Genomic DNA, 21,275 nt, shown 5'->3' with positions numbered 1-21,275 from the left:
TGACGCTTGCCGCGCGCGCTGAGTTCCATGGCCCGACCTTCCAGGCCGAACTGCTGGCTCAATCCTTCAGGAACTTCATGCCTTCGTGGATGATCTTGCCGTCGGGCCGGCCGACCTTGTCGAGGTCGCGGCCGTCATAGGGCAGTGCCCTGAGAACATGCCTGATGACGGCGATGCGCGCCCGGCGCTTGTCGTTGGCCTGCACGACCTCCCAGGGCGCATAGGGCGTGTGCGTGCTCTCGACCATCAACTCGATCGCCTTGGTGTATTCGTCCCACTTGGACATGCCCGCGACATCCATCGGCGAGAACTTCCAGTTCTTCAACGGGCTGTGGCGGCGGTCGTGGAATCGCTTGAGCTGCATCTCCTGGCTGATGTCGAGCCAGAACTTGAAGAAGTGGATGCCTTCGTTGACGATCATCTTCTCGAAATGCGGCGTCTCGGCCAGGAACTGGCGGTGCTGCTCGGGCGTGCAGAAACCCATGACCGGCTCGACGCCGGCGCGGTTGTACCATGAGCGATCGAACGTCACGAATTCGCCGGCAGTCGGGAACTGCTGGACATAACGCTGGAAGTACCACTGGCCCCGCTCTGTCTCTGTCGGCTTGGTCAGTGCCACATTGCGCGCGGTACGCGGGTTCATGTATTCGCGCACCACGAAGATGGTGCCACCCTTGCCCGCGGCGTCTCTGCCCTCGAACACCGACAATACGCGTTTGCCGGTCTTCTGCAGCCAGGCTTGCAGCTTCACCAGCTCCGTCTGCAGCGTCTCCAGTGTCTGCTCGTATTCCTTCTGGGGCAGCTTGTCGTCATAGGGGTAGTTGCCCGACTTCAGTGCCTTCTTGTCGATCCAGTCGGGCAACACAGGATCGTCGATGTCGAAGGTCCGCTCCTCCTTGCCGACCTTTATCCTGACTGGCCCGTTCTGGGCCGCAGGATCGGCCGCATCTGCGGCCGGGGCGGCGATATCCTTCTTGCTTTCCTTGTCCTTTTTCATGGGATCGGCACCTTTCCAGCTTTGCGAAGCATGCTATTGGGTGGCCAGGAAGCGGTCCAGAGGCTTCTTCAAGGCGCCGTCGTATTGGGCATTCGCATGGCAGAGACCAGCACGCAGACAAGGGCAAAGCGCACGGCACGGCTGAGCGCGGGCCGGCTCTACCAGAATCGCTGGATGCTGGCGGCTGCGATCCTTGCCGTTCTCGCTGTCCACTATCTGGGCGGTGCTTCGACAGCCTTCGCGGCCGTCGTCATTGTTGTCCTGATCCTCGTTGCCTTCGTTGCTCCGCGCACGCAGGCTGCACGTCGCCTGGCCGAGGAAGCGGCGAGGGCGGAACGCTCGCCGCTCGACCGGTTGTCGGGCGAGAAGCTGGCGGCGGCAGTCGCCGACCCCTTGATCATCTTCGATCGCGGCGGCGCCGTGGTCCATGCCAATGAGGCAGCTGAGACCGCCTTCGGCGCGATCCGATCAGAAATGCCGCTGCTGCTGAAATTCCGCGCGCCCGAGATGCAGGAGCTGATCGAGGCCGTGCTGGCCGGCGAGGGCAATGCCCAGACCGCCGAATATGTCGAGCGCGTGCCGTTCGAGCGCGTCTATCGCGTTACCGCTTCAGCAGTCGGGCGCGGCACCGGCCTGTTCGTGCTGGCCTTCAAGGACCAGAGCGAGTCGCGCCGCATCGACCGCATGCGCGCCGACTTCATCGCCAATGCCAGCCACGAACTGCGCACGCCGCTGGCTTCCATCGCCGGCTTTGTCGAGACGTTGCGCGGGCCTGCCAAGAACGATCCCAACGCGCGCGACCAGTTCTTGCAGATCATGCAGAACCAGACCGGCCGCATGGCGCGGCTGATCGACGACCTGTTGTCGCTCTCCCGGCTGGAGATGAAACCCTACGTCAAGCCGGGCGTGAAGGTCGAGCTGCGCCAGACGATCGAGGCGGTCGTCGCATCGCTCGCCCCGCTCGCAACGCAGATCGGTGTCACCATCGAGCGCGATTTCCCCGAAGGCGCCATCGAGGTGCACGGCGATCGCGACGAGCTGTTCCAGGTGTTCCAGAACCTGCTCGAGAATGCCTGCAAATATGGCCAGTCGGGTGGCCGGGTGATCGTTTCCATGCGCCGCTCCACCGAGACCGGCGAGCCGGAGGTCGAGGTCACCGTGCGCGACTTCGGCCCAGGCATCCCGGCCGAGCATATTCCGCGTGTCACCGAGCGGTTCTACCGGGTCGATGTCGAGACCAGCCGCGCCCAGAAGGGCACGGGCCTCGGGCTGTCGATCGTCAAGCATATATTGAGCCGGCACAATGGCCGCCTGACCATCAAGTCGGAATTGGGCAAGGGTTCGGCCTTTACGGTGCACCTGCCGGCGCGATAAGCCGGCAAAATTGTAAACTCCCCCGAGCGTTTCTTTTTTCTGTCATCAGGCTAGCTTAGGCTTGCGGATTCAGAAGCATGATTCATCCGTATTTTTTGCAGGAAGGCCCGAGCTTAAAATGCAGTCCGTTCATATCGTCAGCGCCTATGACGAGGAGCTGAAGTTCCTCGCCCGCAAGATCGCGGCCATGGGCGGCCAGGCCGAGCGTATGGTCGATCAGGCGGTCGCTGCCCTGGTCAATGGCGATCCCGAACTTGGACAGAGGGTGGTCCAGGACGATCTCGTGCTCGACGAGGCTGAACGCGAGATCGACGACAAGGCGATCCTGATCATCGCACGCCGCCAGCCGATGGCCACCGACCTGCGCGAGATCATCGGCGCGATCCGCATCTCCGCCGATCTCGAGCGCGTCGGCGACCTCGGCAAGAACATCGCCAAGCGTGTCGCCGCGGTGGCCGAGGGGCGGCAGCCGACCAGCCTGTTCCGCGGGCTGGAGGCATTGGCCGAACTTGCGCTGACCCAGCTCAAGGAGGTGCTCGACGTCTACGCGTCGCGCTCGGTCGACAAGATCGGCTTCGTCCGTGACCGCGACGAGCAGATCGATGCCATGTACACCTCGCTGTTCCGCGAGCTCCTGACCTACATGATGGAAGATCCGCGCAACATCACGCCCTGTACGCATCTGCTGTTCGTCGCCAAGAACATCGAGCGTATCGGCGACCACGCCACCAACATTGCCGAGACCATCTATTACATCGTCACCGGCGAGCAGATGCCGCCGGAGCGTCCAAAGGAAGACAAGAGCCATCGGGTGACGACGGCGGGCGAAACCAACTCGGATTGACGAGGGGCTGGCCGCCGCTCGCGACCGGCCACTGCCGTTCCCTTTGATCCCAATAGGTTCTAGACTGGGGTCCTGATCGAACAGGCCCCTCGTTCTTCAGGTGAAGCATGACCGAACATGCCACGAAGTTCGACAAGAGCCCGGAGCTGGAGCCTGGCATCGTTGCCTCCAGCGTCTATCTCGGCGGCCGCCGCATAGCCGATATCTCCCTGGAAGAAGCCGGCGGCTGGGCCTCCCGCGAGGGCCATGTCGTCTGGATCGGCCTGCTCGAGCCCAGCCGCGACCTGCTCTTGCGGGTGCAACGGCAGTTTCATCTTCACGATCTCGCCATCGAGGACGCCGAGCATCCGCACCAGCGTCCTAAGATCGAGCAATATGGCGATGCGCTGTTCATCGTCGCCAGAACAGCCCAGCTCATCCAGGGCAGGGTGGATTTCGGCGAGACCCACATCTTCGTCGGCAAGGGCTACATCGTCAGCGTTCGCCATGGCGTGTCGACGTCTTATGCCGCCGTTCGCCAGCACTGGGAGAGCTGCCCGAGCGCGCTCGCCAAGGGCGAGGACTTCATCCTCTATGCCATCCTCGATTTCATCGTGGACAACTACATGCCGGTGCTGGAGCAGATCGAGGAGGAGGTCGACGCCATCGAGGATGGTGTGCTGGCACGGCCGATGACGACGAGCGACATCGAGCGGCTCTACATGCTGCGGCGCGATCTGTTGCGGCTGCGCAATGCAGCCGGGCCGCTTGTCGAGGTGTGCCGGCGGCTGACCAGCGCCGACCTGCCGCAGTTGCGGCCGGCGATGCACCCGCTGTTCCGCGATGTCGGCGACCATATCCGCACCGTGCTGGAAAAGGTCGACACGCTGCGCGAGGTGCTGGCTTTCGCTTTCGAGGCCAGCCTTCTGGTGGGACAGAGCCAGGAAACGGCGATTGCCAAGAAGCTGGCGTCCTGGGCGGCCATCCTTGCCGTGCCGACAGCCCTTGCCGGCATCTACGGCATGAACTTCCAGGACATGCCCGAGCTTCACTTCGCCTATGGCTACCCGACCGTGCTGGCGGCGATCGCCACCATCTGCTCGGTGCTCTACTGGCGGTTCAGGAAGAGCGGATGGCTGTGAGCAGGGCAGGAGCGAATAGCGAATAGAGAGTAGCGAATAGAGAAAGGGCCTCGGAAGGTTGACGCTCCGAGGCCCTTTCGATTTTTACTGCCCGCTGTTCGCTCAGCGCGTCCGGCGACGCTCCGAAGCGGGCTGGAAAGCGATCTTCGAGTGGTAACCGCAATATGGGCCGCTCTCGCCGGCTTCGTTGCCGCAGAAGTTGAAGTCTTCGCTCAGCGGATCGCCGTTGGGCCACTTGCAGGTGCGCTCGTTGAGCTGCACCAGCTGCAGGCGGCGCGAGATTGGAACGACGACGTTCTGCACCGGACGAATGTACTGGCGGGCGACCGGCTCGACGTCGAACTGGGCCTGCAGCGCCGTGGCGCCGATGCTTGCGGTCACGGTACGGGTGACCGTAGCCGTGCGCTGTACGCTCTTGGTCGCCGAGGTGACGGCCGTTGTCGTCGTCTTTTTCTGGCGGGCGGGCGCAGCCGTGGCGCGGCCGCGGCTCGACAGCTTGAGGCGGTGTACCTTGCCGATGACGGCGTTGCGGCTGACGCCGCCCAATTGTGCTGCGATCTGGCTTGCGCTCAGACCTTCCGACCAAAGCTTCCTGAGAAGTTCGACCCGCTCGTCAGTCCAGTTCATGAGACCGTGCTCCTGATTTAACGCGCAGAATTCGGAATCCTTCGCCACCCCTGGGAGTCGGGTGGGCACCACATCTATTCGGTGAGTTTGTCCGCCGCACGAAATCTAGTTATTTCTCAATTACAATTATCGACGCGCCGACTCCGTGACAAGAGTCCGACCTGCAACAGTGATTCTGTTTTTTCGGTTTTCCCCAACTTGCCTGAGGCTGACCTTGCGGCGCTGGCCACCAAGCCCGGATCGCTTGGGCCTGCCGACGTTTTCGTTGACTTCATGTCCGAAAAACCTGATATACCCGCGGGGGCCGCCGCTTGAGGCGGCTTTTTGATTTTCCGGTTCCGGAGATGCATATAATGAGCGGTTCGGCGCTTTACGAGACGTTTGCTCGCGCACCCCTGGCTTTCGAGCGAGGTGAGGGTTCCTGGCTGGTTGCCGCGAATGGCGAGCGATATCTCGATTTTGCCGGCGGCATTGCCGTCAACTCGCTCGGCCACAGCCATCCGCATCTTGTCCAGGCGCTGACCGAGCAGGCCGCCAAGCTGTGGCATGTCTCGAACCTCTACGAGATCCCCGGGCAGAGCCGGCTGGGCGAAAGGCTCGCCGAGAACTCGTTCGCCGACCGCGTCTTCTTCACCAATTCAGGTGCGGAGGCGCTGGAATGCGCGATCAAGACGGCGCGCCGCTACCAGTACAAGAACGGCCATCCCGAGCGCTATCGCATCATCACCTTCGAGGGCGCCTTCCACGGCCGCACGCTGGCGACGATCGCCGCCGGTGGCCAGGCCAAGTACCTGGAAGGTTTCGGCCCCAAGGTCGACGGCTTCGACCAGGTGGCCTTCAACGACATCGACGCAGCCGAGAAGCTGATCGGGCCTGAGACGGCGGCGATCCTGCTTGAGCCGGTGCAGGGTGAGGGCGGCATCCGTCCGTTCCCGAATGCCTCGTTGAGGCGTCTGCGCGAGCTGTGCGACAAGCACGGCCTGCTGCTGATTTTCGACGAGGTCCAGTGCGGCATCGGCCGTACCGGCAAGCTTTACGCCTATGAGTGGACCGGCGTTGCGCCCGACCTGATGGCGATTGCCAAGGGTATCGGCGGCGGCTTTCCTGTCGGCGCCTGCCTCGCCACCGAGGAGGCCGCAAGCGCCATGACTGCGGGTGTCCATGGCACCACCTTCGGCGGCAACCCGCTCGCCATGGCGGTCGGCAATGCCGTGCTGGACGTAGTGCTCGAAGAGGGGTTCCTTGACGAAGTCAGCCGCAAGGCGCTGCTGATGAAGCAGGGACTGGCTGCAATCGCCGACGAGTTCCCCGACGTGATTGCCGAAATCCGCGGCACGGGCCTCATGCTTGGTCTCAAATGCAGCATGCCCAACACCAAGGTGAATATGGCGCTGCGCGACCAGAAGATGCTCGCGGTGCCTGCCGGTGACAATGTGATCCGTCTGCTGCCGCCGCTGACGACGACCGATGCAGACATCCAAGAGGCGCTCGCGCGCATTCGCGCCGGTGCTGCCAGCCTCTCCAAGGCCGCCGCCAACGGCGGGTAAACCAAGGACGTTAAATGACCAGCGGAATTCGCCATTTCACCGACCTCTCGGCCATGTCCGGGAGCGACCTACGCGGGATTCTGGACGATGCGGCCGCGCGAAAGGCGCGCCTGAAGGCTGGCGAACGATCCAAGCCCCTTGAGGGCAAGGTGCTGGCGATGATCTTCGACAAGCCGTCGACGCGCACGCGCATCTCCTTCGACGTCGGTATGCGCCAGCTTGGCGGCGAGACCATCATGCTGACCGGCACCGAAATGCAGCTCGGCCGTTCGGAGTCGATCGCCGACACCGCCAAGGTGCTGTCGCGTTATGTCGACGCCATCATGATCCGCACCACGGCGCATGACCGCCTGCTGGAACTGACCGAGAACGCGACGATCCCCGTCATCAACGGCCTCACCGACGACACTCATCCGTGCCAGCTGATGGCCGATATCCTCACCTTCGAAGAGCATCGCGGCCCGGTTGCCGGCAAGACCTTTGCCTGGACCGGCGACGGCAACAACGTGCTGCACTCGCTGCTCGAGGCTTCGGCGCGCTTCCGCTTCAACGTCAACATGGCCGTGCCCGAGGGCAGTGAGCCGGAGCAGAAATACGTCGACTGGGCCCAAGCCAACGGTGGCAAGGTGATGCTGACCCGCGATGCCGAGGAGGCTGTCAGTGGCGTCGACGCCATCGTCACCGACTGCTGGGTGTCGATGGGTCAGGAACACCGCGCCCGCGGCCACAACGTCTTCCTGCCCTATCAGGTCAACGCGGCGCTGATGAAACACGCCAAGCCTGACGCGTTGTTCATGCACTGCCTGCCCGCGCATCGCGGCGAGGAAGTGACCGACGAAGTGATCGATGGCCCGCACTCGGTGGTCTTCGACGAGGCAGAAAACCGCCTGCACGCCCAGAAGGCTGTGCTGGCCTGGTGCCTCGGCGCTTGAATGACTGATCCCGCGACCCTATCTGGGGCGGGATCAATCTATTGTCATCAAAGCCTTGTTCTGCGACCGTCGGCGGGCCGAAGGGTCGCAGAATTCGTTATATGGGATACGTTTCAGTGACTGAGACCGAACGCAAGCTCGGCGAATTCGGGTTCGCCGGCGACGACCATGTCGTTCCATTCGCGGTTGAGCCGCTCGACGTGCGCGGCCGTACCGTGCAGCTCGGACCTTTGCTCGACCAGATACTTGATCGCCATGCCTATCCGGAGCCGGTGGCGCGCCTGCTGGCCGAGGCCTGCGTGGTGACCGTGCTGTTGGGCACCTCGCTCAAGTTCGAGGGCAAGTTCATCCTCCAGACCCGCACTGACGGGCCAGTGGACATGCTGGTTGCCGACTTCACGACGCCGCATTCGCTGCGCGCTTATGCCCGCTTCGACGCCGGCCGCGTCGAGGAGGCAATCAAGGCCGGCATGACCGCGCCCGAGGACCTGCTCGGCACCGGTGTGCTGGCGCTGACCATCGACCAGGGCGCCCATACCCAGCGCTATCAGGGCATCGTCGAACTCAACGGTATTTCGCTCGAGGAAGCGGCGCGCACCTATTTCCGCCAGTCGGAACAGATTCCGACCGAGCTGCGCCTGTCGGTCGCCAAGCTCGTGCTCCCGGGCGAGGGCGGCGGCGAACATTGGCGCGCCGGCGGTCTGCTGGCCCAGTTCCTGCCGGATTCGCCCGAACGTCGACGCGTGCAGGACATGCATGGTGGCGACGGTGACAAGCGTGATGTCGCTGTCGGGCCCGAGGACAATGCCTGGCAGGAGCTGTTGGCGCTGATGGCGACCATCGAGCCGACCGAGCTGATCGATCCGACCGTGGGCGCCGAGCGGCTGCTTTATCGCCTGTTCCACGAACATGGCGTGCGCGTCTACGAGGGCGTGCATGTCGCCGACCAGTGCTCGTGCTCGGATCACAAGATTCGTGGCATCCTGCAGGGGTTCTCGGCGGAAGAGATCACGGGCAGCGTCGAGGACGGCCGCATTCGCGTCAACTGCGAGTTCTGCTCGAAGGCCTACGAGTTCGATCCGGGCGAGTTCGCCCCGGCCCAATGATCCGACAATGACGCTGCCGGCTCAGTTGAGCCGGTGGCGCATGCCCGGCAGGTCGAGCGAGAAGGCGGGGATGGCGATGTCGAACATCTCGCCGGCCTCGTTGCGCATGGTGTAGCGCCCGACCATGATGCCCGATGACGTCGAGAGCGGGCAGCCCGACGTGTACTGATAGCTGTCGCCGGGATTGAGCTCGGGCTGGTCGCCGACTACGCCCGGGCCGCGGACCTCCTCGACCTTGCCGCTCGCGTCGGTGATGTGCCAGTAGCGCGACAAAAGCTGGACGAAATCTTCCGAATTGTTCTCGATCGTCACGCGATAGCCCCAGACATAGCGGCCTTCAGACGGGTCGGATCGCTCTTCCAGATAGAAGGGCTCGACCTCGACTGCGATGTTGCGGGTGATGGCGCGATACATATGCGGCGCTCCTGCGTCGCCGGGGCTTGGAGAAAGCCGGGCGACGAACTGTCTGATGCTGCGTTCGGCGTCCAGGCCGTGGCTGGCTGGCGGCGATCACGAGGCCTCATGAAACCGGCGTGGCGGCGCATGGTGCCCTGCGTGACAGGGTCCGCCGCTTGTCGCGGCGGGTCAACTGCCGTTCGCATTGTTCACAGCGAATGTGATGAACATGCGGCGCCCGGTGATGCCGGACGCCGCATGAGTCGATTGCCTCAGCGAGCCGCCTTCAGCGCATCGCCGATATCGTTGAGCAGGTCGTCGGCATCTTCGAGGCCGACCGACAGGCGCAGCGTGCCGTCGTCGATGCCAAGCTCGGCACGCGCCTCGTCGGTCAGGTTCTTGTGCGTCGTCGTTGCCGGATGGGTGATCAGGCTCTTGGAGTCGCCGAGATTGTTGGAGATCAGGATGATCTTCAGCGCGTTTTCGAAGGCGAAGGCCGCTTTCTTGCCTCCCTTGACGTCGAAGCAGATCAGCGTCGAGCCGCCCTTCATCTGCCGCTTGATGATGTCGGCCTGCGGATGGTCGGCGCGGCCGGGGTAGATCAGCCGTGACACTTCAGGGCTCTCGGCCAGGAAGTCGGCGATCTTGCCGGCGGTCTCGGTCTGCTGGCTCACGCGCAGAGGCAATGTCTCCAGACCCTTGAGCAGCGTCCAGGCGTTGAACGGCGACAGGCTCGGGCCGGTGTGGCGGAAGTAGTCGTGCAGGTTTTCGTCGATCCACTTCTTGTCGGAAAGGATGACGCCACCCAGGCAGCGACCCTGGCCGTCGATATGCTTGGTGGCCGAGTAGACGACGATATGGGCGCCGAGTTCGAGCGGCTTCTGCTGCATCGGCGTGGCAAAGACATTGTCGACGACGACGCGCGCGCCGATCGAATTGGCAATTGCCGCAACCGCCGCGATGTCGACCACTTCGAGCGTCGGGTTGGTCGGGCTCTCCAGGAAGAACAGCTTGGTGTTGGGCTGGACAGCCTTTTCCCAGTTCTCGGTGACTGTGCCGTCGATCAACGTCGCTTCAATGCTGTAGCGCGGCGCCAGCGTCTCGACGACCCAGCGGCACGAACCGAACAGGGCACGCGCTGCGACGATGTGGTCGCCGGCCTTCAGGCCGCACAGGATAGCGGCGGAAACCGCGGCCATGCCCGACGCGGTGGCGCGGGCGTCTTCAGCGCCTTCGAGCGCGCACATGCGCTTTTCGAACATGTCGACGGTCGGGTTGGCGTAGCGCGAATAGATGAAACCCGGGGTCTCGCCCTTGAAGCGTGCTTCCGCACTTTCAGCGCTTTCGTAGACATAGCCCTGGGTCAGGAAGATCGATTCCGAAGTTTCGCCGAATTCGGAGCGGAGCGTGCCGCCGTGAATGAGCGTGGTCTGCGGGTTCCAGTTGCGCTTGGTGTCGGAGGTCATGGCCAAATCCAAATACAAAAAAACCGGTCGCGAAAAGTCGCAACCGGTCCACAACGCGGCCCTTTAGCGACTTGTTTAACGTGGCTGCAAGCCGACCGGCCAAATCACCACGGGATAAAGGTCCTTTAGACCCAAGGCCGGCTTGCGTCAATCGCGGGGTCGACTAAACGTCTTGGGCCACGCATATGAGCCTGGACGAGGTCCGGGGTCCAGCGATCCTCTGATATCCGTTCGGATCGGCGGCGCTGTAAAGGAGTGAGGCAATTGCGGCAGTCGGGCATTCTTCCGGATCAGGATATCGCGGCGCTGTTTGCTTCCGGTGCGCTCAAGGCGCCGCCGCTGGACGCCGACCAGATCCAGCCTGCGAGCCTCGACCTGCGTCTCGGCGCCAAGGCTTTTCGCGTGCGCGCCAGCTTCCTGCCTGGTCCCAATTCGCTGGTCTCGGCCAAGCTGGACCGCCTCAAGCTGCACGAGATCGATCTCGCCAACGGTGCGGTGCTGGAGACGGGCTGCGTCTACATCGTGCCGCTTCAGGAGGCGCTCGACCTGCCGGCCGACATCTCGGCCTCGGCCAACCCGAAGAGCTCGACCGGCCGCCTCGACATCTTCACCCGCGTCATGACCGACCGCGGCCAGGAATTCGACAAGATCCCAGCCGGCTACAGCGGTCCACTCTATCTCGAAGTCAGCCCGCGCACTTTCCCGATCGTGGTGCGCGCCGGCTCGCGCCTGTCGCAGATCCGTTTCAGGAAGGGCCATGCGCTGCTGTCGGAGATCGAACTCAACGCGCTGCACCTGTCCGACCGGCTGGTCGCGATCGATCCGCCGAACATTTCGGGCGGCGGCATCGCGCTGTCGATCGACCTCGCCGGCGCGGTGGGCAGCATCGTCGGCTATCGCGGCAAGCACCACACCGGACTGGTCGATGTAGACAAGCGCGCCGCCCATTCTGTCGTCGATTTCTGGGAGCCGATCTACAACCACGGCGCCGAGGAACTGGTGCTCGACCCCGACGAATTCTACATCCTCGTCAGCCGCGAGGCGGTCCATGTGCCGCCGCTCTACGCCGCCGAGATGACGCCGTTCGATCCGCTGGTGGGTGAATTCCGCGTCCACTATGCCGGCTTCTTCGACCCCGGTTTCGGCCATTCGGCCGCCGGCGGTACCGGCAGTCGCGCCGTGCTCGAGGTCCGCAGTCACGAGGTACCCTTCATCCTCGAACATGGCCAGATCGTCGGGCGCCTGGTCTACGAACACATGCTGGCGCGGCCCAAGGCGCTCTACGGCAGCGACCTCGGCTCCAACTATCAGGCCCAGGGCCTCAAGCTCTCCAAGCATTTTCGCATGAGCTGACCTTTGGTCAGTTGCGCCTAGCCGTTAGTCTGCTTGTCCAACAGCTGTTGCTGTGATTGGCTGTGGTCGGGGAAATACTCGCGAAAAAGAGTACCCGACAACGGAGACGACAATGCAGATTTCCAGAAAATTCGCATATTCGGCCGCAGTTGCGGCGCTTCTGTTTGCAATGGGAGGCGCTTCGGCGCAGCAGACGAAGCTCAAGCTCGGCACGGAGGGCGCCTATCCACCCTTCAACACACTGACCTCCGACGGCAAGCTGGCAGGCTTCGACATCGATGTCGGCAACGCGCTGTGCGCCGAAATGAAAGTCGAATGCGAGTGGGTGACGCAGGATTGGGACGGCATCATCCCGGCGCTGCAGGGTGGCAAGTTCGACGCCATCATCGCCTCGATGACGATCACCGACGAGCGCAAGCAGCAGGTCGACTTCACCAACAAGTACTACACCACGCCGCTGGCGCTGGTGGCGCTGAAGAACACCGACCTGACTTCGCCCGAGCCCGATGCCCTCAAGGGCAAGACTGTCGGCGCCCAGGGATCGACCACACAGGCGATCTATGCCGAGGATCATTACGCCAAGGCCGGCGCCGACGTGAAGCTCTATCCGACGCAGGATGAGGCCATGGCCGACCTTACCAACGGCCGCCTCGACGCCGTGGTATCCGACAAGTTCGTGCTGGTCGACTGGCTCAAGACCACCGGTAATGATTGCTGCAAGCTGGTCGGCGATCTCAAGAACACGGAGTCTCTCACCGGCATCGCCGTGCGCAAGGGCGACCCGCTGCGCGAGAAGCTGAACGCCGCCATCGACGCCATCGTCAAGGACGGCACCTACGCCAAGATCAACGCCAAATATTTCGACTTCGACATCTACGGCAAGGATTGATCGGCAGCATCGAACAGGCCGGCCGGGCGTCATTGGCGTCCGGCCGCGCCGATATCGGAGAGTTGACCCGGATCCACTGGCGGATCCGGCCGATCGGGCGCACTATCTCCTCGATCGGAGGTAACAAGCCATGCGCTACATCTTCGTTTCGCTTGCGATCGGTCTCTCAGTGCCATTGCCAGGCTGCATGTCGGACAACTACGGCTATGTCAGCGACTTCCAGCCCAACTACTACAACGACTATGGCCTGAAGTTCGGCTACGCGACCGGACCCCAAGGCCACCATCTGCGCTACCTGCGCGAGCACGAATTCAGGCGCTAGCTCAGCTTAGGCCGGGACAAGGCTTAGACCTTGCAAGCGATGGCTTGGCGGGAGCCTTGGGTCGAGAGGCTTGATGTGGCTGGTGTCAGGCGCGGGATGCTTGTCGTCGCCGCGGTCGGCAGGCCGATAGCATTGTCGGTGAAGGCGTGTTCGAGCCCACCGATTGTCCATCCGTCGCGACGTCTCGTAGTTCGAATGCCGCGTTGCCGAGCGGGGTGCGAGAGGCCGACGCCACGCCAGTGGATATGTCGCGCGCGTCGGCCAACCAGCAGAGCATTTCGGTGAACTGCTGCAACTGCCTTCCCATGACGGAGCCATTCTGTCACTGCCCCGAATGAGGTAATCGGACAACTTTGGGACGCGCGATCATGAAGATGAGACGCGTGGTCATGTCGTTTGGGGCAGAGGCAGCCGTGGGAGCGGCCAGCCATTCAGATAGCCATTTGCCGAGGCACTCCGAGCGCGAGCAGCAACCTTGCAACCCGCAGTATTGGCTGGAGCAATCGCGGATTGAATGCGTTCGCCTGTATGCCGCTGCCGGTTCCGAGCTCCTCTGAAGGGCATGGCGTGAATTCGTGCTGTTGTTCCTATGATGAAGTTAAACAACCGTAGATTGTCGCAGTTAAAGCCGTGCCGATTGCTTGGTCACCCAATTGGAGGAGAGACAAGTCATGCAACTGATGTCATCTCTTATGCTGCAGATACATCCGAGTGTTCTGCTGGTTCGGCCCGTTCGAAGCGCCTATCGCCGGCCTTGAGTTCTTCAGGACCTTTCTGCGGGGGGAGGTTCCTGAATGCCGCTCGGCTCTCCTGCCCGAGACCGAGCGGCGCCCTTCGGGCGAGCCGGCGCCGACCTTTGAACTCAACGGATTTTGCTGGAGATCTGGAGCGGGTAGCGGGAATCGAACCCGCGCGTTCAGCTTGGGAAGCTGACAGGCTACCATTACATCATACCCGCGCGGGCACTTGGTTAGCATTGCGGATGTGCGGCGGCAATCGGGAAGATGCAAAGTTCGCTTGCGGATGTGTAGATGAATTGTCGGCCTAGACTTTCTTCCGGCGCAACCAGAAACGCAGCCGCCACAGCCGGCCTTGCAGCGTTCCGGTAGCGACGTGCAGCGTGGAGCCTTTTCCCAGCCCGGCTTGCAGGATCGTCCAGGCTTGTTTGCCGGAGAAGCGCATGGCTACCTCTCTGGAAAAGGACTTGGCGGTGAAGGCTTCGACCAAGGTCGGCGCATGCTGTACGAAGAGGTCGACCACACGTGGCTCGCCATAGAACCTGTGCAACTTGGTGGTGGGCTGACGCGTGGCGTGGTCCAAAACGTCCCAGAAATTCCGTTGGGCAACCCAACTGAGTTGGCCGGCATGGAGCAGCAGATTCTCGATGTCGCGGTACTTGTGGTCCTTTGCCTTGTCGACATAGGCGAACGTGCCTGACTGCAGTGACGGCAACGTTTCTCGCGTAGCGTAGTAGTTGTTGTCGTGAAGGCGATAGCCTGACAGGGTCTTGCCGATGAGAGCGCTGCCGGCAAAGGCGTGACAAAGAGTATTGAGGTAGGCGTCGGCGGCGCGCATCCAAGGACGGCTTCCGTCTTCGAAGCGGATGAGACGGAGCACGGAACTTCGATACATGTTCGACGTTCCCGGCCCCCAGAACCAGCCCTTCTTCTTATGCGGCACCATTGCGGTAGCAGAGGAAAGAGCCTGATAGGTTTCGTCTGAAACTGTGGGAAGGCGGAGCGTCCCGTTCGCAGGCCGCAAGCCAAGGGGCGGCCCGACACGCGTGATGTCTACGTGCACCGATTCAGCTGTCAGCACGCCGCCGGCAGCATTCATCTCCGCCACATTGGATGAGGTGAAGCCGACGCCGTGAGGCAGCGCCATGTGCACCTGCAGATGGGTCGAGGCATAGTTTGCGAAAAGCACGTCGTCGGCATCGACGAATGTGACGAAACCACCGTTAAGCTTGTCGATCGACCAAAGTGCGGCACCCAATTGACCGCGATTGTCCGGTAGTGTTTCCACGCGGAACCGGCTGTCGCCTGCGACGTGCCTGGCAATCACTTCGGCGCTGTCGTCTGTCGATCCGTTGTTGATCACCAGGCACTCGAAATGCGGGTAGTCCTGCCGTTTGATCGAGTCGATTGCTGCGCCGACATATTGCCCGTAGTTCCATGCGATCACGACGAAGCTGACCAACGGCGGTTGAAGCGCGCCACCGGCAAGAACGTCGATCTCATGTCCTCCAATCGTAAGCGGTGCGCGAGGGACGGTCCCTGCCTCGGGTGTTTCCCGTCCTGCAGAGCGGCGCGACGTCTTTCCGCCAAAGTAGTCTATGTTCATGCTTGTGCAACCTATTGGCGAAATGATGATCGCCCGCTAGAAGCTCATAAGGCAAGTGAATTCGTTCAGGTGCAGTATGACCAGCAAGCGACAGATTCTCGTCACCGGCGGCGCCGGATTTCTCGGCTCTCACCTTTGCGACCGGCTGCTGGCTAGCGGTGCTCACGTTACCTGTCTCGACAATTTCTATACCGGCTCTCACGCCAACATTGCGCATCTGGCTGGTCACCCGGCGTTCCGACTGATTGAGCAGGATGTCTGCGAGCCGCTCGAGATCGACGTGGACGAGATCTACAATCTCGCATGCCCAGCCTCTCCGGTTCACTACCAACGCGATCCCGTTCACACGACGAGGACAAGCGTGCTTGGTGCAATCCGCGTGCTCGATCTGGCGCATCGCAATGGGGCGAAGGTGCTTCAGGCGTCGACGTCGGAGGTCTACGGCGACCCCACTGTGCATCCGCAGAATGAAAGTTATTGGGGCAACGTCAATCCGATCGGCCCGCGCTCCTGTTATGACGAGGGCAAGCGTTGCGCTGAGACCCTGTTCTTCGACTATCGCCGCCAGTATGGACTCAAGATCAAGGTGGCCCGCATCTTCAACACCTATGGGCCAAGGATGCAGCCCGACGACGGGCGCGTCGTCTCGAACTTCATTGTCCAGGCTTTGCAGGGCAAGGACATCTCGATCTATGGCGATGGTTCGCAGACACGGTCCTTCTGCTATGTCGACGATCTGGTCGATGGTCTGATCAGGCTCATGGCCGCGCCGGACGGTCTTACCGGGCCAGTCAACCTCGGCAATCCGCAAGAATTCTCCATGATCGAACTTGCCGACGAAGTGCTGCGCGTGACCAGGAGTTCCTCGCGTGTGGCCCGCTTTCCGCTGCCTGAGGACGATCCGAAGCAAAGGCAGCCGGATATCTCGCTTGCCGGGGCGCTGGGCTGGGGCCCTAAAACCAGCCTCAAGGATGGGTTGCCTCTTACGGTTGCCTACTTCCAGCAACTGTTGCATCCCGTAAGCGAGGCACGGATGGTAAGCCAGGCCGTGTAGCGGCGGCGCTCGCCCACACCTTGAACCGCCGTCGACAATCGCGATATGTCAGGAAAGGTTAGAATCGCAGGAGAATGGGCTTGAACGGACTGACGCGTTTTCTCGGCGACACGCCGCTGCGGGTGTTCCTCAAGCTGCTTGTGATCTCCTTCCTCGTCGGCATCGTCATGAGCGCGTTCGGCTGGTCGCCCTTCGACGTGCTCTACGGTATCCGCGATTTCTTCGTCGACATCTGGCGCATGGGCTTCAGCGCCTTCCACCGTTTCCTCGGCTATTTCATGCTGGGTGCGGCGATCGTGGTGCCAGCCTTCATCATCCTCAGGCTGTTCAGCTATCGCAAATAGGCTTTCCTGAGAGAGCTGTACCAAAGCTTGGCTTTGGAGGGCATGGCGCGGCTTCCAGGAACGCGTCCGGCCAGGCCGCGGGGGCGTTTGGTCAGGCGAAGGCGGCTGCGGTTTCGAACAGGATTGCGTGGCGGGCGGCCAGCGCTGCAACGTCTGTGGAATAGCCTCCCCCGATCACGCCGCATAATGCCACGCCCGCTTTGCGGAAATGCTCGATGACGAGGCGCTCGCGCCGGCGCAAGCCGTCGTCGCTCAGCGCCAGCCGGCCGAGGCGGTCGTCGCGATGGGGATCGACCCCCGCATTGTAGAAGACGAGGTCCCATCGGCCGCGACGCGTCAGATGGGACAGCGCTTCGGCCAGGGTCTCGAGATAGGTGTCGTCGCCGGTCTTGTCGGGCAGGCCGATGTCGAGGCTGGAGGCGACCTTGCGCACCGGATAGTTCTTTTCGGCATGCATCGAGAAGGTGAAGACGCCGGGGTTCCCGGCAAGGATCTCGGCGGTGCCGTCGCCCTGGTGCACGTCGAGATCGACCACCAGGATGCGTTCGACGTCCTTGGCCTGGAGCAGCGCCAGTGCCGCCACCGCAACGTCGTTGAACGTGCAGAACCCGGCGCCCTGGGCCCGGCGGGCATGGTGGCTGCCGCCTGCGGCATTGCAGGCGATGCCGTGGCGAAGCGCAAGCCTGGCCGCAAGCAAGGTGCCGCCAGCCGCGAGCTGGGCGCGGCGTGACACACGCTCGCCAACAGGGAAGCCGATCTCGCGCTCGATGTGGGGTGGCACGGTGCAGGCCAGCACCTGGTCGACATAATCAGCCTCATGGGCGAGGCGCAGATGCGCGGGCGCGATGACTTCGGGTCGGTTGAGCCCGCCGGACAGTCCGAGCGCGTCCAGCCGTGCCATCAACTGGCTGTACTTGCCCATCGGGAAGCGATGGTCGGCGGCGAAGCCGGCGTCATAGTCGGGGTGGCTGGCGATCTGAAGCGGCATTGAACGAAGGCTGAACCAGGCAGGTGAAATCGATTGACCCGCAACTTAAATGGTTGCGGGCGCTGGGGAAACCGGGGCATGTGCCCTAGGGAGATTTGGCAAGCCGGGAGGACTTTCGTTGGAATACGCATCGCCAGAGGGCCGCGCCGTGCCTTTTGCCGTCACCAACCGCTCGGTGCTGGCGATCGCCGTGCCGATGACGCTGGCCTATCTGACGACGCCTTTCATCGGGCTTGTCGGCACAGCTGTTGTCGGCCAGTTCGGCGACGCGGCCCTTCTCGGCGGACTGGCGGCAGGCGCGGTGGCCTTCGATGTGGTCTTCACCAGCTTCAACTTCCTGCGCGCCGGCACCACGGCACTGGTGGCCCAGGCCTTCGGTCGCGGCGATGCGGCGGAAGAACAGGCCGTGTTCTGGCGTGCCGTGGTGATCGCGCTGATCGCCGGCATCGTGCTGGCGTTGACCGCGCCGCTGACCTCGCTCGCCGGGCAATGGTTCATGCAGGCCGAGCCGCGCGTCAGCGAGACGCTCGACCATTATGTCCGCATCCGCATGCTGGGTGCGCCCTTCGCGCTGATCAACTATGCGATCCTAGGCTACATACTGGGGCGGGGAGAGGGCAGCTTCGCGCTGTTCCTGCAGGCGACGCTTAATGGCGTGAATATTGCAATTTCGCTGTGGCTGGGCCTGCATATGGGCTTGGGCGTCGAAGGTGTTGCCTGGGCAGCGGTTGCCGGTGAGGCAGCCGGCATGGCCATCGGCCTTGCCGTGCTTTTGCGGCGCTTCGGGCGCGAACCGAAGCTGGCATGGGGGCGTGTCTTCGATGCGGCCGCGTTCAAGCGCCTGTTCGTGCTCAACCGTGACATCATGATCCGCTCGCTGTCGCTGCTGGTCGCCTTCGCGCTGTTTACGCGTCAGGGCGCGCAGTTCGGAACGGTGACGCTGGCGGCCAATGCGGTGCTGATGAACTTCTTCATTGCTGCAGGTTTCTTCCTCGACGGCTTTGCCGCAGCCGCCGAGCAACTGGCCGGCCGTGCCGTTGGCGCCCGCTATGAGCCGGCTTTCCGCAAGGCGGTCTATCTCTGCTCGATCTGGGGCTTTGCGCTGGCCGGCAGCATGACCACTGCATTGCTGGTCTTCGGCGTCGACCTGATCCAGCTCATCTCGACTGCAGAGGATGTGCGAGTTATCGCCATCGCGTTCCTGCCATGGGCGGCATTCACCGCACTCAGCGGGGTGCTTGCCTTCCAGATGGACGGCGTCTTCATCGGTGCTGCCTGGTCGCGCGACATGCGAAACATGATGGTGCTGTCGCTGTTGGTGTTCATCGCGGCGCTGATGACGCTGCCTGCCGCCTATGGCAATGCCGGGCTGTGGGCATCGCTGCACCTGCTGCTGGCAGCGCGCGGTCTATGCCTGTTGCTGCTGCTGAGGTCGCGCGCCAGGGCGACGTTTCAGAGCGGCGTCGCCGCCCACTGATCGAGCCTTGTGTCGCGCAGCTCCGAAATGCTCTTGAGGCCTTCGCGCGCGGCGAAATCGGCCATGCCGCTGACGATGCGGGCGGGCAGCGACGGGCCGGCATAGATCATGCTGGTGTAGAGCTGGACGAGATCGGCGCCGGCGCGGATCTTTTCGAGCGCGGTCTCCACTGAATCGACGCCGCCGACACCAATGATGGCGAGCTCGGGGCCGACCAGCTTGCGCATGCGGGCAAGCACCGCCGTCGAGCGCGCAAACAGCGGCTTGCCCGAGAGCCCGCCGGTCTCGCTCGTGTTCGCCGAGCTGCGCAGCGTCGGCCGTGTGATCGTGGTGTTGGAGACGATGATGCCGTCGACCATCTTTGCCGTCACCTCGGCGGCGATGTCCTCGAGCTCGGCCTCGTGGAGATCAGGCGCAATCTTGAGGAAGACCGGAACGGCATGGCCGGCTTCGGCGCGGGCGAGCATGACGCTGGCCAGAAGCTCGGCAAGCTGCTCTCGCGCCTGCATGTTGCGCAGGCCCGGCGTGTTGGGCGACGAGATGTTGACGGTCAGGTAGGAGGCATGGCGGGCGAAGCGCTTCACCCCGCGCACATAGTCGCCGATGCGGTTGGTGCTGTCCTTGTTGGCGCCGATGTTGACGCCGACGATACCGGGCCGACCGGCACGGGCGATGAGCCGCTTTTCGGCTGCGTCGTGGCCCTCATTGTTGAAGCCGAGCCGGTTGATGACGGCATCATCCTCGACGAGGCGGAAGATGCGTGGCTTGGGGTTGCCGGCCTGGGGCAAGGGCGTGACCGTGCCGACCTCGGCAAAGCCGAAGCCGAGGCCGAGCAGGCCATCGGGCACCTCGGCATTCTTGTCGTAGCCGGCCGCCATACCCAGCGGGTTGGGGAATTCGAGCCCGGCGACACGGACACGCAGGCGCGCATCGCGGGGCGCGCGGCCGCCGACCGGCAGGCCGCAGCGCAGCGCCTTGATCGACAGGCCGTGCGCGGCCTCTGGATCGAAGGTGAACAGCAGGTGGCGTCCGAGCCGGTCGAAAGCGTTCATTCCTGGTCAAGCTCCGGAAAATCGTGGGCGCCGTCGGCCTTGAGTGGCAGCGGCCTGACCCATTTGGCGGTCGTCGCCTGGAGTGGCGCATAGAGATGCGGGAAAAGTGCGCCGCCGCGCGACACCTCCAATTTCAGCGCGGAACCGAGCTTCTCAGCCTCGATGGCGACAAGCACCAGATCTCTTTGCCCGGCGAAATGCTTGGCGGCGGTTTCCACCACCTGGGCTGCCGTCGAGAAATGGATGTAGCCGTCGGCGAGATCGATCGGAGCGCCTGCGAAGGTGCCGGTGCGCTCGGCTTCGCGCCACATAGCTTCGGGGCAGATCTTGTAGATGGTTTTCGTCATACGGGCGCTATAGGCTGAAAGCATCATGCGGGGAAGGGCGGCAGGGCTTGCCCCACCGCAATTTGGGCCCATTACGGCGCGACACTTGCGCCGGTCGAAATGGAGATTGCCATGCGTCGCAACGCCATCCTTCTGGTTCCGCTCGTTGCCGGTCTCGGCCTCGGCGCTGCTGCTGCCGCGGAGGGCCAGCGCTACCAGATGGAAAAGACCGACAAGGGTTATGTCCGCATGGACACCCAGACCGGCGAGATGTCGATCTGCGAGGAGCGCGACAGCCAGTTGGTCTGCAAGCTGGCTGCTGACGAACGTTCGGCGCTGCAGGACGAGCTTGGCCGGCTGCAGACGGAGCTGAAGACGCTCGACCAGCGCGTCGTCAAGCTTGAGAATTCGCTCTCCCAGAAGCTCGAATCGAAGCTGCCGACGGACGAGGAGTTCGAAAAGAGCCTTGGCTACATGGAGCGCTTCTTCCGCAGCTTCATGGGCGTTGTAAAGGATATCGAAAAGGAAGAGCAAGCCGAGAAGCCGGCGCCGGGTCCTGCGCCGGACCGCACCTGACGGGAATTGCGGCGCTTTTGCCTGAAAGTTGCGCATGACCCGTCATGTCGTGCCGGATTTCTGTATAACTGCTTGAAAAGACGCCACCGGCCCGCATAATCGCGGTCGAAGGTATCGGCGCGCAGAACAGTCGGAGCCTCG

At 63.0% G+C, this 21,275-nt stretch carries 21 protein-coding genes, 1 tRNA gene and 1 riboswitch; of the genes, 13 read left to right on the top strand and 9 right to left on the bottom strand.

Going from position 1 to position 21,275, the window contains the following annotated elements; genetic code table 11:
• Nucleotides 1–58 precede the first annotated feature (58 nt).
• Nucleotides 59–997 carry a polyphosphate kinase 2 gene (gene ppk2 / locus NDO48_RS25890; protein ID WP_018426455.1) on the bottom strand — a complete coding sequence of 313 codons (939 nt, stop codon included), beginning with the start codon at nt 995–997 and terminating at the stop codon, nt 59–61.
• A gap of 96 nt (nt 998–1,093) precedes the next feature.
• Here ppk2 and NDO48_RS25885 point away from each other — a divergent pair, with 96 nt between their 5' ends.
• The 3 genes from NDO48_RS25885 to NDO48_RS25875 all read left to right on the top strand — a co-directional run bounded on the left by NDO48_RS25885 (nt 1,094) and on the right by NDO48_RS25875 (nt 4,336).
• A complete protein-coding gene (locus NDO48_RS25885) occupies nt 1,094–2,371 on the top strand; it encodes an ATP-binding protein (protein ID WP_267322656.1) in 1,278 nt (425 codons plus the stop codon).
• Nucleotides 2,372–2,489: 118 nt separating this feature from the next.
• Entirely contained in the window at nt 2,490–3,215 is a 726-nt protein-coding gene (gene phoU, locus NDO48_RS25880) for a phosphate signaling complex protein PhoU (protein ID WP_018426457.1), read from the top strand.
• Between the two features lie 107 nt (nt 3,216–3,322).
• The gene (locus NDO48_RS25875) at nt 3,323–4,336 is read left to right on the top strand and encodes a magnesium and cobalt transport protein CorA (RefSeq protein ID WP_267322655.1); all 1,014 of its coding nucleotides are present in this window, start codon (nt 3,323–3,325) and stop codon (nt 4,334–4,336) included.
• 102 nt (nt 4,337–4,438) lie between these two features.
• Here the strand turns inward: NDO48_RS25875 and NDO48_RS25870 are convergent, their stop codons facing one another.
• Nucleotides 4,439–4,963 carry a GcrA family cell cycle regulator gene (locus tag NDO48_RS25870; RefSeq protein WP_018426459.1) on the bottom strand — a complete coding sequence of 175 codons (525 nt, stop codon included), beginning with the start codon at nt 4,961–4,963 and terminating at the stop codon, nt 4,439–4,441.
• A 353-nt stretch (nt 4,964–5,316) separates the two neighbouring features.
• Here NDO48_RS25870 and NDO48_RS25865 point away from each other — a divergent pair, with 353 nt between their 5' ends.
• The 3 genes from NDO48_RS25865 (at nt 5,317) to NDO48_RS25855 (ending at nt 8,548) form a co-directional block, all read left to right on the top strand.
• A complete protein-coding gene (locus NDO48_RS25865; protein ID WP_018426460.1) occupies nt 5,317–6,510 on the top strand; it encodes an aspartate aminotransferase family protein in 1,194 nt (397 codons plus the stop codon).
• Between the two features lie 14 nt (nt 6,511–6,524).
• Nucleotides 6,525–7,442 carry an ornithine carbamoyltransferase gene (argF, locus tag NDO48_RS25860; RefSeq protein WP_026226879.1) on the top strand — a complete coding sequence of 306 codons (918 nt, stop codon included), beginning with the start codon at nt 6,525–6,527 and terminating at the stop codon, nt 7,440–7,442.
• Nucleotides 7,443–7,543: 101 nt separating this feature from the next.
• On the top strand, nt 7,544–8,548 hold the full coding sequence (locus tag NDO48_RS25855; protein WP_018426462.1) for an Hsp33 family molecular chaperone: 1,005 nt from the start codon (nt 7,544–7,546) through the stop codon (nt 8,546–8,548).
• 21 nt (nt 8,549–8,569) lie between these two features.
• Here the strand turns inward: NDO48_RS25855 and apaG are convergent, their stop codons facing one another.
• Nucleotides 8,570–8,962 (bottom strand): Co2+/Mg2+ efflux protein ApaG, encoded by a 393-nt coding sequence (gene apaG / locus NDO48_RS25850; protein WP_018426463.1) that lies wholly within the window; start codon nt 8,960–8,962, stop codon nt 8,570–8,572.
• Nucleotides 8,963–9,216: 254 nt separating this feature from the next.
• A complete protein-coding gene (locus NDO48_RS25845; RefSeq protein WP_267322654.1) occupies nt 9,217–10,410 on the bottom strand; it encodes an O-succinylhomoserine sulfhydrylase in 1,194 nt (397 codons plus the stop codon).
• 43 nt (nt 10,411–10,453) lie between these two features.
• Nucleotides 10,454–10,531: riboswitch (SAM riboswitch) on the bottom strand.
• Nucleotides 10,532–10,674: 143 nt separating this feature from the next.
• Here NDO48_RS25845 and NDO48_RS25840 point away from each other — a divergent pair.
• From NDO48_RS25840 to NDO48_RS25830, 3 genes are all read left to right on the top strand, one after another.
• Complete coding sequence (locus tag NDO48_RS25840; RefSeq protein ID WP_026226880.1) at nt 10,675–11,763, top strand: 2'-deoxycytidine 5'-triphosphate deaminase; 1,089 nt, start codon at nt 10,675–10,677, stop codon at nt 11,761–11,763.
• A gap of 112 nt (nt 11,764–11,875) precedes the next feature.
• Nucleotides 11,876–12,652, top strand: coding sequence for an ABC transporter substrate-binding protein (locus NDO48_RS25835; RefSeq protein ID WP_026226881.1), 777 nt, complete (start codon nt 11,876–11,878; stop codon nt 12,650–12,652).
• 130 nt (nt 12,653–12,782) lie between these two features.
• A complete protein-coding gene (locus NDO48_RS25830) occupies nt 12,783–12,974 on the top strand; it encodes a hypothetical protein (RefSeq protein ID WP_267322653.1) in 192 nt (63 codons plus the stop codon).
• 884 nt (nt 12,975–13,858) lie between these two features.
• On the opposite strand, the gene NDO48_RS25825 is transcribed toward NDO48_RS25830, so the two are convergent.
• Both NDO48_RS25825 and NDO48_RS25820 read right to left on the bottom strand, forming a co-directional pair.
• A tRNA-Gly gene (locus NDO48_RS25825) sits at nt 13,859–13,932 on the bottom strand.
• Between the two features lie 86 nt (nt 13,933–14,018).
• Entirely contained in the window at nt 14,019–15,317 is a 1,299-nt protein-coding gene (locus NDO48_RS25820; RefSeq protein ID WP_081623431.1) for a glycosyltransferase family 2 protein, read from the bottom strand.
• A 76-nt stretch (nt 15,318–15,393) separates the two neighbouring features.
• On the opposite strand from NDO48_RS25820, the gene NDO48_RS25815 reads away from it, so the two are divergent.
• Nucleotides 15,394–16,371 (top strand): UDP-glucuronic acid decarboxylase family protein, encoded by a 978-nt coding sequence (locus NDO48_RS25815; protein WP_018426469.1) that lies wholly within the window; start codon nt 15,394–15,396, stop codon nt 16,369–16,371.
• A gap of 74 nt (nt 16,372–16,445) precedes the next feature.
• The gene (locus NDO48_RS25810) at nt 16,446–16,715 is read left to right on the top strand and encodes a DUF6460 domain-containing protein (protein ID WP_018426470.1); all 270 of its coding nucleotides are present in this window, start codon (nt 16,446–16,448) and stop codon (nt 16,713–16,715) included.
• Between the two features lie 91 nt (nt 16,716–16,806).
• Here the strand turns inward: NDO48_RS25810 and NDO48_RS25805 are convergent, their stop codons facing one another.
• A complete protein-coding gene (locus NDO48_RS25805; protein ID WP_018426471.1) occupies nt 16,807–17,703 on the bottom strand; it encodes a histone deacetylase in 897 nt (298 codons plus the stop codon).
• Nucleotides 17,704–17,821: 118 nt separating this feature from the next.
• Here NDO48_RS25805 and NDO48_RS25800 point away from each other — a divergent pair, with 118 nt between their 5' ends.
• Complete coding sequence (locus tag NDO48_RS25800; RefSeq protein ID WP_018426472.1) at nt 17,822–19,180, top strand: MATE family efflux transporter; 1,359 nt, start codon at nt 17,822–17,824, stop codon at nt 19,178–19,180.
• On the opposite strand, the gene NDO48_RS25795 is transcribed toward NDO48_RS25800, so the two are convergent.
• Both NDO48_RS25795 and NDO48_RS25790 read right to left on the bottom strand, forming a co-directional pair.
• The gene (locus tag NDO48_RS25795) at nt 19,156–20,232 is read right to left on the bottom strand and encodes a quinone-dependent dihydroorotate dehydrogenase (protein WP_267322652.1); all 1,077 of its coding nucleotides are present in this window, start codon (nt 20,230–20,232) and stop codon (nt 19,156–19,158) included. The genes NDO48_RS25800 and NDO48_RS25795 overlap by 25 nt on opposite strands.
• Nucleotides 20,229–20,579 (bottom strand): DUF952 domain-containing protein, encoded by a 351-nt coding sequence (locus tag NDO48_RS25790; protein WP_026226883.1) that lies wholly within the window; start codon nt 20,577–20,579, stop codon nt 20,229–20,231. Before NDO48_RS25790 ends, NDO48_RS25795 begins: the two co-directional genes overlap by 4 nt.
• A 111-nt stretch (nt 20,580–20,690) precedes the next feature.
• On the opposite strand from NDO48_RS25790, the gene NDO48_RS25785 reads away from it, so the two are divergent.
• Nucleotides 20,691–21,134, top strand: a complete 444-nt coding sequence (locus tag NDO48_RS25785) for a hypothetical protein (protein ID WP_040456528.1) — start codon at nt 20,691–20,693, stop codon at nt 21,132–21,134.
• The last annotated feature ends 141 nt before the right edge of the window (nt 21,135–21,275 follow it).

Source organism: Aminobacter sp. MET-1 (assembly GCF_026521175.1).
Lineage (GTDB): Bacteria > Pseudomonadota > Alphaproteobacteria > Rhizobiales > Rhizobiaceae > Aminobacter.
The sequence above is the reverse complement of the archived record's forward strand: the minus strand, read 5'-3'. Positions and strand labels throughout refer to the sequence as shown.

Bases quoted from the DNA above. Each gene is read 5' to 3' on its own strand.
- NDO48_RS25815 (WP_018426469.1), top strand. From the start codon at position 15,394: ATGACCAGCAAGCGACAGATTCTCGTCACCGGCGGCGCCGGATTTCTC.
- NDO48_RS25885 (WP_267322656.1), top strand. From the start codon at position 1,094: ATGGCAGAGACCAGCACGCAGACAAGGGCAAAGCGCACGGCACGGCTG.
- NDO48_RS25870 (WP_018426459.1), bottom strand. From the start codon at position 4,963: ATGAACTGGACTGACGAGCGGGTCGAACTTCTCAGGAAGCTTTGGTCG.
- NDO48_RS25785 (WP_040456528.1), top strand. From the start codon at position 20,691: ATGCGTCGCAACGCCATCCTTCTGGTTCCGCTCGTTGCCGGTCTCGGC.
- NDO48_RS25855 (WP_018426462.1), top strand. From the start codon at position 7,544: ATGGGATACGTTTCAGTGACTGAGACCGAACGCAAGCTCGGCGAATTC.
- apaG (WP_018426463.1), bottom strand. From the start codon at position 8,962: ATGTATCGCGCCATCACCCGCAACATCGCAGTCGAGGTCGAGCCCTTC.
- NDO48_RS25820 (WP_081623431.1), bottom strand. From the start codon at position 15,317: ATGAACATAGACTACTTTGGCGGAAAGACGTCGCGCCGCTCTGCAGGA.
- NDO48_RS25845 (WP_267322654.1), bottom strand. From the start codon at position 10,410: ATGACCTCCGACACCAAGCGCAACTGGAACCCGCAGACCACGCTCATT.
- NDO48_RS25835 (WP_026226881.1), top strand. From the start codon at position 11,876: ATGCAGATTTCCAGAAAATTCGCATATTCGGCCGCAGTTGCGGCGCTT.
- NDO48_RS25805 (WP_018426471.1), bottom strand. From the start codon at position 17,703: ATGCCGCTTCAGATCGCCAGCCACCCCGACTATGACGCCGGCTTCGCC.
- ppk2 (WP_018426455.1), bottom strand. From the start codon at position 997: ATGAAAAAGGACAAGGAAAGCAAGAAGGATATCGCCGCCCCGGCCGCA.
- phoU (WP_018426457.1), top strand. From the start codon at position 2,490: ATGCAGTCCGTTCATATCGTCAGCGCCTATGACGAGGAGCTGAAGTTC.
- NDO48_RS25865 (WP_018426460.1), top strand. From the start codon at position 5,317: ATGAGCGGTTCGGCGCTTTACGAGACGTTTGCTCGCGCACCCCTGGCT.
- NDO48_RS25810 (WP_018426470.1), top strand. From the start codon at position 16,446: ATGGGCTTGAACGGACTGACGCGTTTTCTCGGCGACACGCCGCTGCGG.
- argF (WP_026226879.1), top strand. From the start codon at position 6,525: ATGACCAGCGGAATTCGCCATTTCACCGACCTCTCGGCCATGTCCGGG.
- NDO48_RS25790 (WP_026226883.1), bottom strand. From the start codon at position 20,579: ATGACGAAAACCATCTACAAGATCTGCCCCGAAGCTATGTGGCGCGAA.
- NDO48_RS25830 (WP_267322653.1), top strand. From the start codon at position 12,783: ATGCGCTACATCTTCGTTTCGCTTGCGATCGGTCTCTCAGTGCCATTG.
- NDO48_RS25795 (WP_267322652.1), bottom strand. From the start codon at position 20,232: ATGAACGCTTTCGACCGGCTCGGACGCCACCTGCTGTTCACCTTCGAT.
- NDO48_RS25875 (WP_267322655.1), top strand. From the start codon at position 3,323: ATGACCGAACATGCCACGAAGTTCGACAAGAGCCCGGAGCTGGAGCCT.